Source organism: Nonomuraea sp. NPDC005501 (genome assembly GCF_040605905.1).
Lineage (GTDB): Bacteria > Actinomycetota > Actinomycetes > Streptosporangiales > Streptosporangiaceae > Nonomuraea.
The window spans coordinates 19336-33818 of sequence record NZ_JBEXDT010000001.1; the positions used below are offsets into that span (position 1 = coordinate 19336).

The following is a 14483-nucleotide window of genomic DNA, read 5'->3' on the forward strand; positions in this document are numbered from 1 at the left end:
TGTAGATGAGCACCAAGGACTACCTGGAGAAGGACTACTACGCCGTCCTTGGTGTGCCCAAGTCCGCCACCGCCGATGAGATCAAGAAGGCGTACCGGAAGCTGGCCAGGCAGTACCACCCCGACACCAACCAGGGCGACACCGCCAAGGAGACCAAGTTCAAGGAGGTCTCCGAGGCGTACGACGTCCTGTCCGACGGCAAGCGCCGCAAGGAGTACGACGAGGCGCGGACGCTGTTCGGCTCCGGTGTCGGCGCCCAGCGGCCCGGCGGCGGTGGCGGGTTCCCGTTCGACTTCGGCGACCTCTTCGGCGGCACGGCCGGCCCCCAGGGCGGCCACGGCGCCGGAGAGCGGCTCGGTGACCTGTTCGGCGGGCTGTTCAACCGCACGGGAGGTGGTGGTGCGACCCGCACCACCAGCACCACCAGACCCCGCCGCGGACAGGACATCGAGTCCGAGGTCACGCTCACGTTCACGGAGGCGGTCGAGGGCACCACGGTGTCCCTCCGGCTCACCAGCTCGGCCGCCTGCACCGCGTGCAGCGGCACGGGAGCCAAGGCGGGCACCACCCCGCGGGTCTGCCCCACCTGCGAGGGCACCGGCGCGGCCAGCCGCAACCTGGGCAACTTCGCCTTCTCCGAGCCGTGCCGCGACTGCAAGGGCCGCGGCCTGCTCGTGGACGACCCGTGCCCCGTGTGCGACGGCAGCGGCCGGGCCAAGAGCACGCGCACCATCCAGGCGCGCATTCCCGCGGGGGTGGCCGACGGCCAGAGGGTCCGGCTCAAGGGCAAGGGCGCGCCGGGCGAGAACGCGGGACCCGCGGGCGACCTGTACATCCTCACCCACGTCAAACCGCACGCGGTCTTCGGCCGCTCGGGCGACAACCTGACGATCACCGTGCCGGTGACGTTCACGGAGGCCGCGCTGGGCGCCGAGATCAAGGTGCCCATCCTCAAGGGGATGCCGGTCACGCTGCGCATCCCGCCGGGGACCCCGAACGGCCGCACCTTCCGCGTCCGCGGCCGGGGCGCCGCCCGCAAGGACGGCACGAAGGGCGATCTGCTCGCCACGGTGGAGGTGGTCGTCCCGCAGAGCCTCGACGACAAGTCGCGCGAGCTCCTGACGGAGTTCGGCACCGCGACGGCGGGTGACGACCCGCGAGCTGATCTCATTCAGAGAGCCAGAAGCGAGTAGCCGATGGACGCCAACTATTTCGATCTCTCAGACGACACGCCCGTCTACGTGATCTCGGTGGCCGCGCAACTCTCGGGGCTGCACCCGCAGACGCTGCGGCAGTACGACCGGCTGGGGCTGGTCAGCCCCGGACGTACGGCGGGGCGCGGCCGCCTCTACTCGACGCGCGACATCCTCCAGCTCCGCGAGGTGCAGCGGCTCTCCCAGGAGGAGGGCATCAACCTCGCCGGCATCAAACGGATCCTGGAGCTGGAGAACGAGGCGTTGCGGCTGCGCGAGGAGGTCCACCGCCTGCGCGCCGAGATGCAGATGGTCAAGGCGCTGATCCGCTACGAGCTGCCACCGGGGGCCTAGAACAAGATGGACTACAAGCTCACTCAGAAGAGCCAGGAGGCTCTCTCGGGGGCCATGCGGCGCGCCGCCGCCGAGGGTCACCCAGAGATCTCCCCGGCCCACCTGCTGACCACGCTGCTCGGCCAGACGGGCGGCACCGCGGTCCCGCTGCTGGAGGCCGTGGGCGCCGACTGGAAGGCCGTGCGCGCCAGGGCGGAGGAGCAGCTGGCGGCGCTGCCGAAGGCGCAGGGCTCCACCGTGAGCGCGCCGACGAGCTCGCGCCAGCTTCTCACCGTCATCAACACCGCGGCGCAGCGCGCCAAGCGGCTGGAGGACGAGTACGTCTCCACCGAGCACCTGCTCGTGGCGCTGGCCACCGACGGCGGCCAGGTGGCGGAGCTGCTCAAGGGGCAGGGGGCCACGCCGCAGGCGCTGCTGGACGCGTTCGAGAAGGTGCGCGGCCACGCCCGCGTCACCAGCGAGACGCCCGAGGACACCTACCAGGCGCTGGAGAAGTACGGCGTCGACCTGACCGAGCGCGCCCGCGCGGGCCGGCTCGACCCGGTCATCGGCCGTGACTCCGAGATCCGCCGCGTGGTGCAGGTGCTGTCCCGGCGCACCAAGAACAACCCGGTGCTGATCGGCGAGCCCGGCGTCGGCAAGACCGCCGTCGTCGAGGGCCTGGCCCAGCGGATCGTGGCGGGCGACGTGCCCGAGTCGCTGCGCAACAAGCGGCTCATCTCGCTCGACCTGGGCGCGATGGTGGCGGGCGCTAAGTACCGCGGCGAGTTCGAAGAGCGGCTGAAGGCCGTGCTGTCCGAGATCAAGGAGAGCAACGGCCAGATCGTCACCTTCATCGACGAGCTGCACACGGTCGTCGGCGCGGGCGCCGCCGAGGGCGCGATGGACGCGGGCAACATGCTCAAGCCCATGCTGGCCCGCGGCGAGCTGCGCATGATCGGCGCGACGACGCTCGACGAGTACCGCGAGCGCATCGAGAAGGACCCGGCGCTGGAGCGCCGCTTCCAGCAGGTGTACGTCGGCGAGCCGACGGTCGAGGACACCATCGCGATCCTGCGCGGGCTGAAGGGCCGCTACGAGGCCCACCACCAGGTGCAGATCGCCGACAGCGCGCTGGTGGCCGCCGCCGCCCTGTCCGACCGCTACATCACCAGCCGGTTCCTGCCCGACAAGGCCATCGACCTGGTCGACGAGTCCGCCTCGCGGCTGCGCATGGAGATCGACTCCCGGCCCGTGGAGATCGACCAGCTCCAGCGCAACGTCGACCGCATGAAGATGGAGGAGCTGGCCCTCTCCAAGGAGACCGACGACGCCTCGCTCCACCGGCTGGAGCGGCTGCGCAAGGAGCTGGCCGACCGCCAGGAGGAGCTGAGCGCCCTCGTCGGCCGCTGGGAGCGGGAGAAGGCCGGCCTCAACAAGGTCGGTGAGCTGAAGAAGCAGCTCGACGAGGCGCGCGGCTCGGCGGAGCGGGCGCAGCGCGACGGCGACTTCGAGGCGGCGTCCCGGCTCATGTACGCCGAGGTGCCGAGGCTGGAGCAGGCGCTGCGGGAGGCGTCCGAGGCCGCCCAGCCCGACGACGCCATGGTCAAGGAGGAGGTCGGCCCCGACGACATCGCCGAGGTCATCTCGTCCTGGACGGGCATCCCGGCCGGCCGCCTGATGGAGGCCGAGACGACCAAGCTGCTGCGCATGGAGGACGAGCTGGGCAGGCGCCTGGTCGGCCAGCAGCAGGCCGTACGCGCCGTGTCCGACGCCGTCCGGCGCAGCCGGGCCGGCATCGCCGACCCCGACCGGCCGACCGGCTCGTTCGTGTTCCTCGGCCCGACGGGCGTGGGCAAGACCGAGCTGGCCAAGGCGCTGGCGGAGTTCCTGTTCGACGACGAGCGGGCGATGACCCGCATCGACATGAGCGAGTACTCCGAGAAGCACAGCGTCGCCCGGCTCGTCGGCGCCCCTCCCGGCTACGTCGGCTACGAGGAGGGCGGCCAGCTCACCGAGGCCGTACGGCGCAGGCCGTACACCGTGGTGCTGCTGGACGAGGTGGAGAAGGCCCACCCCGAGGTCTTCGACATCCTGCTCCAGGTGCTGGACGACGGTCGGCTCACCGACGGGCAGGGCCGCACGGTCGACTTCCGCAACACGATCCTGATCCTCACCTCCAACCTGGGCTCCCAGTTCCTGGTGGACCCGACGCTGGAGGGCGACGCCAAGCGCGAGGCCGTGATGGGCGCGGTCCGCGGCGCCTTCAAGCCGGAGTTCCTGAACCGGCTCGACGACGTGATCCTGTTCGACGCGCTCGGCTCGGAGGAGCTGGCCCAGATCGTCGACCTCCAGGTCGACCGGCTGGCGAGGCGGCTGGCGGACCGCAGGCTGACCCTGGACGTCACTCCGGCGGCCCGCGAGTGGCTGTCGCTCACCGGCTACGACCCGCTGTACGGCGCCCGTCCGCTGCGCCGCCTGGTGCAGTCGGCGATCGGCGACAAGCTGGCCAAGGCGGTGCTGTCGGGCGAGATCGTGGACGGCGACAAGGTGCTGGTCGACCTCGGCGACGACGAGCTGACCGTCAAGCGCGCCTGACGCGCGACGTACCGACGACAAGGCCCCGGGGCCGGCCTTTCCCGCCGGCTTCCCGGGGCTTTCGCGTGCCCGGGTCCGTGTCGCGGCCCGCTCGCCGGTAAGGGCTGGTCCACCGTTCGGCCAAGCCCGCCCCGGCGCACCGCTTCCCTGGCTAGCTTCGGCCTTCGTCCGAGATCCGCCCGGCGTCCGCCCGGGCAGCCGTACCGACGAGGGGGACGTTCAGTGTCAGTGTCATCCCGGTCCTATCCCAGGTCATCCCGGTCCTATCCCAGGTCATCCCGGTCCTGTCCCGGCTTTCGGGCCGTCGCGGCGGCCACGCTGAGCGCCGGCGTCATCTGGATCATCGCGGCGCCGCCTCCCGTCCTCGCCCTCACCCACGCCCTCACCCCCGTCCCGGCCGGGGACGAGGGCGGGGCGGCCGGCGAGGAAAGCGCCGCCGCGGTCGCGGCGCGGACGGCGGAGCGCCTCGGCCTGACCGGCCCCCGGGGCGCCGGCTCCCCGATGGTCGCCCCCGACCTGACGGCCACGGCCGCGGGTGTGCCGGTCCTGCCTCCGGGCGCGCGCAACCCCTCGGGCCTGTCCGACGTGTCCACGATGGCCGCCGCGCCCGACCTGCCCGGCCTGCCGGCGGCTCCGGCCCGGCCCGTCCGGACGTTCGACGGGGTGCCCGTCTCGGGGGCCCCGGAGCCGGCCGTCCGCCGTCAGCACGCGCACGAGGCGCCGGACCGCGCACCGAGCCGCCGGGACGCCGCCACCCACGCGGAGGGGCCGCGCACCGGGGCCTCCCGCGTCGCGGAGCCCGGCGTCACCTCGCTCGGCGACGTCGGCACCCTCCTCCCGAGCCTGCCGCTGGGATGATCCCTGTTACGGTGGACCGTGACGCGGGGTGCCCGGAGGGCCGGGCTGAGATCACACCCGTCGAACCTGATCTAGTTCGTACTGGCGAAGGGACGTCGACGTTGTCGTTCTGCGACGAGGTCTGGGCGAGCACCGCCACGCTGCTCGACGCCATCCATCGGCACCCGTTCAACACCGCCCTCGGCGGCGGCACCCTGAGCCGCGACCGGTTCACCTTCTACCTGGTGCAGGACGCCCGCTACCTGGCGGCGTACGCGAAGGTGCTGGCGACAGCGTCGGCGCGCGCCACCGAGCCCGCGGACGCCATGTTCTTCGCCCAGAGCGCGCACACGGCGCTGGCCGTCGAGCGCGCCCTGCACACCGGCTACCTCGACGGGTTCGGGCTGAGCCCCGAGGACGTGGCCGGCATCCGCACCTCGCCGACCTGCCTGGCCTACGCGTCGTACCTCCAGGCGACGGCTCTCAGCGCGCCCCTCCCCGTGCTGGTCGCCGCGGTGCTGCCGTGCTTCTGGGTCTACCAGGACGTCGGAACGGCCCTGCTGGAGCGCACGGCCGGCCGGTCCGGCCACCCGTACCAGGCGTGGATCTCCACCTACTCCGACCCGTCGTTCGCCGCCTCGGTGACACAGGTGCGTGCCATCGCCGACCGGCTGGCCGGGACCGCCGACCCCGCCACCCGCCGGGCCATGGCCGAGGCGTTCTGCCGGGCGACGGAGTACGAGTGGATGTTCTGGGACAGCGCGTGGCGGCTGGAGACGTGGCCCACCGGCCAGTGGCTGGCGACCGGCGCGGAGGCCACGGCCGCCCTCTGACCCCGGATCGCCCGTACGGCCTGATCGCGGGCATGCCGACGGCAGCGAGCGCCCCTCGGGGCGCACCCCGGGCCGGACAGGATCGCCCGGCCGGGAGAGCCCGGCTCAGGACACCAGGGCGTCGAGCTCGTCCTCGGGCAGGCCCAGGTCGACCCGGATGCGGTAGCGCGTGCGCAGCAGCGCCACATGCTCCGGGTCGTCCTCGTCACTGGCCAGCACGGCCTGGGTCACCCATTCGAGCCCGGCCGGCAGGTCGCCGTACGCGACGAGCGTCTCGGCGATCGTGTGGGAGGTCGCCGTGGTGATCCCGCCCTCCGCGCGGATCGCCTCGATGACCTCCCTCGCCTCAGCGGGACGGTCGAGCTCGAAGAGCGTGTCGGCGATGCCGGCGCGTGGGTCGATGAGCGACTCACCGCCGTCCTCCACCGCGCGCTGGAAGCACTCCAGGGCCCGGGCGGGCTGCCCGGCCGAGCGCCATTCCTCGGCCGCGAGGACCAGGATGGACGCCCTGGAGACATCGCCCGAGGAATAGCCGAGCGCGACGTCGTACAGCCGCCTGGCAAGGGAGCTGTGGTCGTCGGCCAGCAGAGCCTGCTCAAGCAGGCGATCAAGGTGCTCACGGGTCACATGCGCCACACCGCGAGACTACCGAGCCAGGTGCCGGTTTGCCCCGGCAATGCACATCGCCGATCCGGCACGACTTTGGCAAGGTCATGTCAAAGGATGCCCGCTTCCGGCGTGTCTTCGCAGGCCGTAGGGCATATAGCGGTCGCGCGCACCGGCGAGGAGGAGGGGCTGCGATGGGCATCTCCAAGCAGACGACCTTCACGCTCTCCTGTGCCGTGGCGCTTTCGGTCCTGGTTCCGGGTGCGGCCGGATACCTTTCCGGACGGCTCGCCGCCGTGGAATCGGCCGAGCGCGAACTCCACGCGATCGAGACCCGGCTGGACGCCCGGGAGGCGCGCGAGGACCGCCAGGCGTGGCCGGTGGCGCTCCCGGCGCCCTGCGACGGTGCCCCGACGGCCAAGGACCGCGAGGGGCGCGCCCCCGCGCCCCGGCAACGCGTGACGCCCTCGCAGGCGCCCCAGGCCGGCGAGGCACGCCCGCCGGCGCCCGACACGCGGCCGCCGGCCCCCAAGGCCCAGCAGCCGCACCCGGCGCTCGGCTGGCTCCCCGAGCTCATCCAGCGCCTGCGCCTGAACGACTGACCACCCCGGACGGCGTCCGCGGCGTCAGGCCGTCCACGGAGTCAGGCCGTCCGCGGCGTCAGGCCGTCCACAGAGCCAGGCCGTCCGCGGCGTCAGGCCGTCCGCGGCGTCAGGCCGTCTGCGGCGTCCAGGAGCGGAGCTGGCGGGACAGGAAGCCGCGGATGAGCTGCTTGGCCGCCGCGATGATCTCCGGCTCGCCGTTCGGGTCGCGGCGGAAGGCGAGCTTGAGCACCGCGTCCCCCGCCTCGACCGCCACCAGGACCGCCACGTCCAGCTCATGGCTGTCGGCCAGGCCGAACTCCTGGAGCAGCAGCCCGCGCAGCCGTCCGGCGATCACCGTGTTGTTGTCGGAGTCGGAGTCGAGGAGGTTGAGGTCGACCACGTCGCCGAAGTGCAGGCTTCTGAAGCCCCGGACGGTCCGGTGCATGTCGACGTACTCGTCGATGATCGCGTCGACGGCCTCCCACCAGCCGACGTAGTCCTCCTCCAGGAACCTGCGGCCGACCCTGGAGACGAACTGCTCGACGTTGCGCCGGGTCAGCTCCTGGGTGATGGCCCGCTTGTCGGGGAAGAACTGGTAGACCGACCCGATCGCGACACCGGCCCGGTCGGCGATGCGGGTGGTGGAGAGCGACTCGTAGCCGATCTCGTCGAGCAGCTCGGCGCAGGCGTCGAGCATCCGCTCGACCCGGCGCGCGCTGCGGCGCTGCGCCGGCCGTCGCCGTAACGGCTGGGGTCGCACGCATTCGTCCATCTGGGGTGACAGCACGAGTTCCATCTTTCCCCCAAGGACACGATCGTTATCTGGCAATCAGTGGATTTCTCACGGCTCCAGGTGAGCCTCGTGCGAGTTCGGCCGGTGGCCGAGGCGGCGGGCCGTGCCGGAGAGCCGGGCCAGCACCCGGGCGGCGCCGGGCGAGAGGCGTGACAGGGCGTACCCGAGCTTGCCCTCGGCGTTGACCGGGACGACGGCCTCGTTCCGGTGGACGGCCCGCAGGATGTGCGCGGCGACGCGCTCGGGCGGGTAGCCGCGGCTCTCCAGCGCCGTCACCGAGATGTCGCGGAGATCGGTGCCGACGTACGTGGCGTGACGGGCGATGTTCGTGGAGACGAAACCGGGACAGATCGCGCTGACGCCGATGCCCTGCCCGGCCAGTTCGGCCCGCAGGCAGTCGCTGAGCGTCTTCACCGCCGCCTTGACCGTCGAGTACGCGGGCAGCAGCATCGTGGGCGCGAACGCGGCCAGCGAGGCGACGTTGACGATGTTGCCGCCTTCGCCGCGTTCGACCATCTGCGCCGCGAACAGCCGGCAGCCGTGGACCACGCCCCACAGGTTGACGTCGATCATGCGCCGCCAGTCCTCCACGGAGTGGTCGAGGAAGGCGCCGGCGACGAGGATGCCGGCGTTGTTGACCACGATGTCCGGGACGCCGTGGTCGGCGCGGACCTTCTGGGCGAAGCTCTCCATCCGGGCGGCGTCGGCGACATCGACCTGCTGGGCGTGGGCCGTGCTGCCGAAGTCCTTGGCGATGCCGGCGGCCGTGCGGGCCGCCGCCGCCTCGTCCACGTCGGCGCAGACCACCTCGGCCCCGTGGGCGGCGAAGGCTCGGGCGGTGGCGCGGCCGATCCCGCTGCCCGCGCCGGTGACGACCGCCAGCCGCCCCGCGAACGCCTTCTCCCTCCCCGGGGAGGACTCCTGCCGGGCGCGGCGCAGGCCCGGCGGGGCCTCGGCGCCGTCCACGTGCGCGGCGAACTCGGCGATCATCCTGGCCACCACGTCCGGCCGGCCGCGCTGCGCCCAGTGTCCCGCCACGATCCTGCGATGCCAGAACCTCGGCGCCCACCGCCCGAGCGAGGCCAGCAGCGCCGGCGAGACGAACGGGTCACGGGTGGCCTCGATGAGCTGCACCGGCACGTCCACCACCGGGTCGCCATGTGACGCGGTGTGGCGGGGCCGCAGCCCGGGGCCCATGTTGCGGCGGTACATCCACAGCCCGTTGGCGGCGTCCCTCGACAGCGTGTCCGCGGGGTGCCCGGCGCGCGGCTGGACGCCGTCGCGGACCCGCATGCTCCGCTCCAGCACCGCCGGCATGAACGTCCGCCACGCCGTCTCGGGCAGCGCCGGTGTCTGGAACACGCCGATGTACCAGGACCGTGCGAGCTGCGAGGCGACCTCCGCGGGGCTGCCCTCCCGCATGAACCGGCCGGCCTGGGCCAGCCCCGGCCCGCCGAAGCTGGTGAACGACGCCACCCGCTCCCGGATGCCGGGCCTGCTCACCGCGTCCCAGCCCTGGAGCGAGCCCCAGTCGTGGCCGACGAGGTGGACGGCGGGCTTGCCGATCGCGTCGAGCACCGCTGCGAGGTCGCCCGCGAGGTGGTCGAAGGTGTAGTCCGCGTCGTCGGCCGGCGCGGTGGAGCGGCCCGCGCCGCGCACGTCGTAGCGCACCACGTGGAAGCGGTCGCGCAGCAGCTCCGCGACCTCGTCCCAGACGCGGTGGGTGTCGGGATAGCCGTGGACGAGCAGGATCGTCGGGTGGGCCGGGTCGCCCTCCTCGACCACCCACAGCCGTACGTCACCGGACTCCACCCACCGCATCGCGGCCTCCTCCACGTCGCCGGCCCGTCCAGAGGACATGACCGGCCACGCCGCCCGCAAACGCCGGTCAGGGACGGGTGGACAGGCCCGTGCAGGAGCGCAGCGCCTTCCAGTCGGCCACCGCCTGCGTCCTGGCGGCGCCGGTCATCGGCACCGGGATGCCGCCCTGGATGGTGGCCGGGGTCCACTGGTCCTTGAGCACCTTGCGCCCGTTGATCGTGAGCGTCAGCACCCCGGTCCGTCCGGTCGTGCCCGGAGTGGAGTTGTAGAAGACGAAGTTGCCCAGGCCGTAGCTGATGTAGGAGCTGCCCAGGTAACCGGCGCCGAGCAGGATGTGCGCGTGGCCGCCGACCACCACGTCCGCGCCGGCCTTGACCAGCTTGGGGGCGAGGGAGAGCTGCGCCGGGTTCGGGCACTTCTGCATCTCGGTGCCCCAGTGCAGGTGGACGATCACGGTGTCGGAGTTCTTGCGGGCCTGCCGGACGGCCCGGAGCAGGCGGTCCTCGTTCTTGGCCGAGGCGAGACCGCCCTTGCCGGGCGTCGCCGTCCAGGCGTTGACGAACTCGGCGTCGAGCACCTGCGTGGCCCCGATGACCGACACGCGGTTGCCGTTGACGACCTTGCGGAACGGCCGGTACGCCTCGGTGTCGTTCGCCCCGATCCCCACCACGGGGAACCTGGACTTCTTGATGGCCGCGAGCGAGTCGGACAGGCCGGTCTCCATGTAGTCCATGCCGTGGTTGTTGGCCATGGACACCACGTCCACCCCGGCGGCCTTGAGCGCGGTGAAGGCGCTGGCGGGCGCCCGGAAGGTGAACTGCTTGCCCGGCGCGGGCGTGCCGCCGGTGGTGATGGCCGTCTCCAGGTTCACCATGGCCAGATCGGCGCGGCGCAGGACGGACGCGATCGGCCCGAGGGTGGTACGCGGGTTGTTCAGACGGGGGCGCAGCACGCCCTCGAAGTGCACGTCACCGCCGAAGGAGATCGTGAACGGCCGGCGCTCCGGCGACGGCGTGGAGTCCGCCACGGCGGGCTTGTCGAGGGCCTGCTTGCTCTGGGCGCTGGGCTGGGGGTCGGGCTCGTCCGCGGCGCACGCGGTGGAGGCGGTGAGGGCGGCGGCGACGGCCACGGCCGCGGCGGCACGACGGGGGAGTCTCATTTGTCGCCACTTCTGCTCGTTCCTGACATTCAGCCAACGAGCATGCCATGGGTGGCGACGCGGCGTGCCCTAACTCCGGACGGTCAGCGGGACATGAGCCAGGTGACGGCCTCGCGACTGGCGTCGTCCACCGGGGTGTAGATGACCATCCGCGTCTCGGGCGCCGCCGAGGAGTTGAAGCTCACCGTGCTGAAGCGGAGCCTGCCCACCTCGGTGTGCTTGAAGATCTTCTCGCGTGGCCCCGGCTCGGCCACGTCCTGGCGCGCCCACAGGCGAGCGAACTCCGGGCTCTCCCGGGTGAGCCGGCGGACGAAGTCCTGCCAGCACGGGTCGTCGGTGTGACGGCTGTAGGCGCCGCGGAAGACGGCCACCGCGCGGGCCAGCTCCTTGTCGCGGTTGACCAGCACGCAGGCCAGCGGCCCCACACAGCTCTGCCAGAGGGTGTTGCGCTCGCCGTCGGGCGCGCCGACGACCTCGGGGAACAGCGCGGCGTAGGCGGGGTTCCAGGCGAGCACGTCGCAGCGGCTGTTGGCCAGGCAGGCGGGCATCGGGCCGAGCTGGTCGAGGATGGCCTGGACCTGCGGGGTGACGCGCGTGGTGTCGTCGTTGGGCACGCCCGTGGTGTGTCCGGCCAGCCGGTAGAGGTGCTGCCACTCGGCGTTGTCGAGCCGGAGCGTGCGCGCGATCGCGTCGAGCACCTGGGTGCTGGCGTTGATGGGACGGCCCTGCTCCAGCCACGTGTACCACGTGACGCCCACGCCGGCGAGCTGCGCGACCTCCTCGCGTCGCAGGCCGGGCGTGCGCCTGCGCGGCCCCGGGGCCAGGCGCACCATCTCGGGGGTGATCCGCTCGCGCCTCGTGCGCAGGAACGCCGCCAGGTCGGTCCGCTTGGTCTCCGCCATCGTCATGTCTCCCCTATGGTCCGCCGGGCAACGATGATCCAGGTGGTGCCAGTACCAGTATAAAGAGGCTCTCGTTACTGGTATCGAAATCCCCTCATCCTAGGAGCATGACCCAAACAGCCGTTTCCCCCTCTCTGGCCGGACAGCCGGAAAGGACCCGGGCCGGCGGGCTGCTCCTCACAGTCATCCTGGTGGGGCAGTTCCTGGCCATCCTCAACGTCAACATCGTCAACGTGGCCACCCCCACCATCCGGGCCGACCTGCACTCCTCCGGCGCGGGCCTGCAGATGATCGTGGCCGGTTACACCATTGTCTATGCCGTCCTGTTGATCACCGGTGCCAGGCTGGGCGACCTGTTCGGCTACCGCAACGCCTTCCTCGGCGGCCTGGCCGCGTTCGGCGTCACCACGCTCGGCGCGGGGCTGGCCCCCTCGACGGGCTGGCTGGTCGCCTTCCGCCTGGCCCAGGGTGCCGGCGCGGCGATGATGATGCCTCAGGTGATGACGCTCATCCAGCGCAACTACCAGGGTGCGGCCCGGGGACGGGCGCTCGGCCTGTGGTCGGCGGTGATCAGCGGCGGCATCGTCGTCGGCCAGGCGATGGGCGGCATCCTGCTGGGGCTCGGTGCGGGCTGGCGGATCGTGTTCCTGGTGCTGGTGCCGATCGCGGCGTTGCTGCTGGCCGCGGGTGTGAAGGTGCTCCCCGCCGACGAGGGCGGCGGGGGGCGGGCCGGGCTCGACCCGCTGGGCCTGGTCACGTTGTCGGCCGCCGTGCTGCTGCTGATCGTGCCGATGGTGCTGGGCAGGGACCTGGGCTGGCCGGTGTGGGGCTGGATCTCCATGGCGTTCAGCGTGGTGATGTTCGGGGTGTTCGTCCAGGTCGAGCGCTGGGTGACCGCGCGGGGCGGCCGACCGTTGGTGGACGCGGCGGTGCTGCGGGCACCGGGCATGCGGCCCGGGCTGGGCGTGCTGCTGTTCGGGCCGGCGACCTGGGGCGCGTTCCTGTTCACCTCGGCCCTGCACCTCCAGGGCGAGCTGCACCTGACACCGCTGGCCTCCGGCATGATGCTGGTGCCGTGCGCGCTCGCGTTCGCGCTGGTCGGGCTTGGCTGGCCGCGTCTGCCCGCGCGGTTGCAGCGCCGGTTGGTGCCGTTCGGGTACGTGGTGGCCGCGCCCGCGTACGTCGGCCTGGGGCTCGCGGCGGCGGGCGGACTGCCGTACGCGGTCATGAGCGCCCTCATCGGCGCGGGCCTCGGCGTGCAGGTCGCGGTCACGAACCTGGCGACCGAGCAGGTGGCCGACGAGTACGCGGCGGACGCCAGCGGCGCGCTGCTGACCGTCATGCAGCTCGGTCAGGTGATCGGCGTCTCGACGGTCGGCACGCTGTTCGTCTCGCTCCAGGGCCGCGCCTCGGCCTCCATGTCCACGGCGATCGCCCTCGCGGCGCTGGCCGTCCTGGCCGGGATCAGCTCCCTCTTCCTCGTACGGCGCCGTGCGGCTGCACCCGCGGTTTGAGCGGCACGTGAAACGGCCCCTGTCCCGCGATTTGGGGATGCTGTTGGGGAAGTAGACCGAACAGAAAAGGGCCCGTGATCACTTACTGGCAGCGGTCAGCATAGCGCGAGCCGACTGGGCCACCGTGTTCCTTTGAGGGAAGACAAAACCCAGTCGGAGGCTTAGGGGTCCCTGTGGTAACTCAGCGGTGCGCCTTCCAGGGTGCGCTCGGATGTCACGTGAGTCCTGACCTGCATATTCGTCGAAGATCGACCCACCTCCGGACGGCGCTCCGCCGAAGTGGCCGATCGTCACCACCGATGGTTCTGTCACGTTCGTAGTTCGCGCACAAGTTGATGCCTGAGCGGTTGTCCGATAACCGCGGGAAGAGCGCCAAGTGCCCTCAGGCGGTCGCCGAGACGTTATGGGTGGTTTCGCAGGTTGAGGCCCAGCCTCGTATGTGAGGCGTCTTGGGTCAGGTTTCAGCCGTGGGGTTCCGATGGTGGTTCAGTGCTCCTAGTGTGAAGCGCAAGGCCACCACCGTTCGCGGGCCGGAACCCCAGTCCATGGAACTCAGGATCGTCGACCGCGGTGACCACGCGCAGGGCGCCGGCCTCGGCTACCTCGCGGACCACGAGACGCACCAACGCATCGCGCACCTGTGATGGAATGCCGGGCTGGATGTGCACCAGGTCGAGACGGGCGATGGTGCGTCGCTTGTCCTCCCAGGACGCGACTGCCTGACCGACGAAGGGTTCCCCGCGGGCGTTGTCGACATAGGCATGAAGCCAGCAGGCAAGCCTTGCTTCGACGATCAGCTGTCTGGGGATGGTGACATCCATCCCTGCCCGGGCCAGGTGGGTGCCGACCTTGGCCGCAGGCGGAGAAACCGATGCCGACAGCGATCCGATGAAGAAGCCGGCGGGGCAGTCGTCTGGGGCATCGTGAATGTCCAACAGGACGTACCCATCTCGGATCATCCGGCGGCTTCGGCGAACCAGCCCGGTATCGAGTTCCAACCTTAGACGGAATGCGAAGTCTGCGGCCCATTCATCCGGCGAGGTCACCGGCAGGCCAGTGTAGGAACCGCCGGTCCACGGACTCTTCGACGCCATCGGAAACTCGACCTTGATGGCGTATGTGTTCGGGTCTCGCCGCCATTGGAACATCACTAGCATGCCGTCGGGCTCTGCCATGACATCGACGGTGAAGTACCCGTCCAACACAGCGTCCGCACGCAGCAAGCGTGTCCTGACCGCTTCGAGGACCTCCTGCCGGGACCACTCAATTGTCATATGTCCAGACTCTCACGCCCTTCCCCTGATCGGATC

Annotated in this window: 12 protein-coding genes, 1 pseudogene and 1 riboswitch; of the genes and pseudogenes, 7 read left to right on the forward strand and 6 right to left on the reverse strand. The window is 71.5% G+C overall.

Features of this window, described 5'->3' with window-relative positions:
* Positions 1-5: 5 nt before the first annotated feature.
* The 5 genes and pseudogenes from dnaJ to tenA all read left to right on the forward strand — a co-directional run bounded on the left by dnaJ (position 6) and on the right by tenA (position 5794).
* Positions 6-1193 carry a molecular chaperone DnaJ gene (dnaJ, locus tag ABZS51_RS00115; protein WP_355434086.1) on the forward strand — a complete coding sequence of 396 codons (1188 nt, stop codon included), beginning with the start codon at positions 6-8 and terminating at the stop codon, positions 1191-1193.
* 3 nt (positions 1194-1196) lie between these two features.
* Positions 1197-1493: pseudogene (locus ABZS51_RS00120) on the forward strand (helix-turn-helix transcriptional regulator); the annotation flags it as partial.
* 60 nt (positions 1494-1553) lie between these two features.
* A complete protein-coding gene (gene clpB / locus ABZS51_RS00125) occupies positions 1554-4124 on the forward strand; it encodes an ATP-dependent chaperone ClpB (protein ID WP_355434089.1) in 2571 nt (856 codons plus the stop codon).
* 222 nt (positions 4125-4346) lie between these two features.
* Complete coding sequence (locus tag ABZS51_RS00130) at positions 4347-4982, forward strand: hypothetical protein (RefSeq protein WP_355434092.1); 636 nt, start codon at positions 4347-4349, stop codon at positions 4980-4982.
* Positions 4983-4996: 14 nt separating this feature from the next.
* A riboswitch (TPP riboswitch) is annotated at positions 4997-5092 on the forward strand.
* On the forward strand, positions 5084-5794 hold the full coding sequence (gene tenA, locus ABZS51_RS00135; protein ID WP_355434094.1) for a thiaminase II: 711 nt from the start codon (positions 5084-5086) through the stop codon (positions 5792-5794). Its footprint overlaps the riboswitch before it by 9 nt.
* Positions 5795-5899: 105 nt before the next feature.
* Here the strand turns inward: tenA and ABZS51_RS00140 are convergent, their stop codons facing one another.
* Positions 5900-6430: a hypothetical protein gene (locus ABZS51_RS00140; protein ID WP_310707291.1), complete on the reverse strand. Its 531-nt coding sequence runs from the start codon at positions 6428-6430 to the stop codon at positions 5900-5902.
* Between the two features lie 164 nt (positions 6431-6594).
* Here ABZS51_RS00140 and ABZS51_RS00145 point away from each other — a divergent pair, with 164 nt between their 5' ends.
* Positions 6595-7002 (forward strand): hypothetical protein, encoded by a 408-nt coding sequence (locus ABZS51_RS00145; protein WP_355434097.1) that lies wholly within the window; start codon positions 6595-6597, stop codon positions 7000-7002.
* A 109-nt stretch (positions 7003-7111) separates the two neighbouring features.
* Here ABZS51_RS00145 and ABZS51_RS00150 read toward each other — a convergent pair whose 3' ends face one another.
* The 4 genes from ABZS51_RS00150 to ABZS51_RS00165 all read right to left on the reverse strand — a co-directional run bounded on the left by ABZS51_RS00150 (position 7112) and on the right by ABZS51_RS00165 (position 11665).
* Positions 7112-7756, reverse strand: coding sequence for a TetR family transcriptional regulator (locus ABZS51_RS00150; RefSeq protein ID WP_310707530.1), 645 nt, complete (start codon positions 7754-7756; stop codon positions 7112-7114).
* Between the two features lie 69 nt (positions 7757-7825).
* Entirely contained in the window at positions 7826-9637 is a 1812-nt protein-coding gene (locus tag ABZS51_RS00155) for an SDR family oxidoreductase (RefSeq protein ID WP_355434100.1), read from the reverse strand.
* 28 nt (positions 9638-9665) lie between these two features.
* Positions 9666-10757: a CapA family protein gene (locus ABZS51_RS00160; RefSeq protein ID WP_310707294.1), complete on the reverse strand. Its 1092-nt coding sequence runs from the start codon at positions 10755-10757 to the stop codon at positions 9666-9668.
* An 83-nt stretch (positions 10758-10840) separates the two neighbouring features.
* On the reverse strand, positions 10841-11665 hold the full coding sequence (locus ABZS51_RS00165; RefSeq protein ID WP_355434103.1) for a helix-turn-helix transcriptional regulator: 825 nt from the start codon (positions 11663-11665) through the stop codon (positions 10841-10843).
* 101 nt (positions 11666-11766) lie between these two features.
* Here ABZS51_RS00165 and ABZS51_RS00170 point away from each other — a divergent pair, with 101 nt between their 5' ends.
* On the forward strand, positions 11767-13173 hold the full coding sequence (locus ABZS51_RS00170; RefSeq protein ID WP_355434106.1) for an MFS transporter: 1407 nt from the start codon (positions 11767-11769) through the stop codon (positions 13171-13173).
* Positions 13174-13634: 461 nt separating this feature from the next.
* Here ABZS51_RS00170 and ABZS51_RS00175 read toward each other — a convergent pair whose 3' ends face one another.
* Positions 13635-14447, reverse strand: a complete 813-nt coding sequence (locus ABZS51_RS00175) for a hypothetical protein (RefSeq protein ID WP_355434110.1) — start codon at positions 14445-14447, stop codon at positions 13635-13637.
* Between the last annotated feature and the right edge of the window lie 36 nt (positions 14448-14483).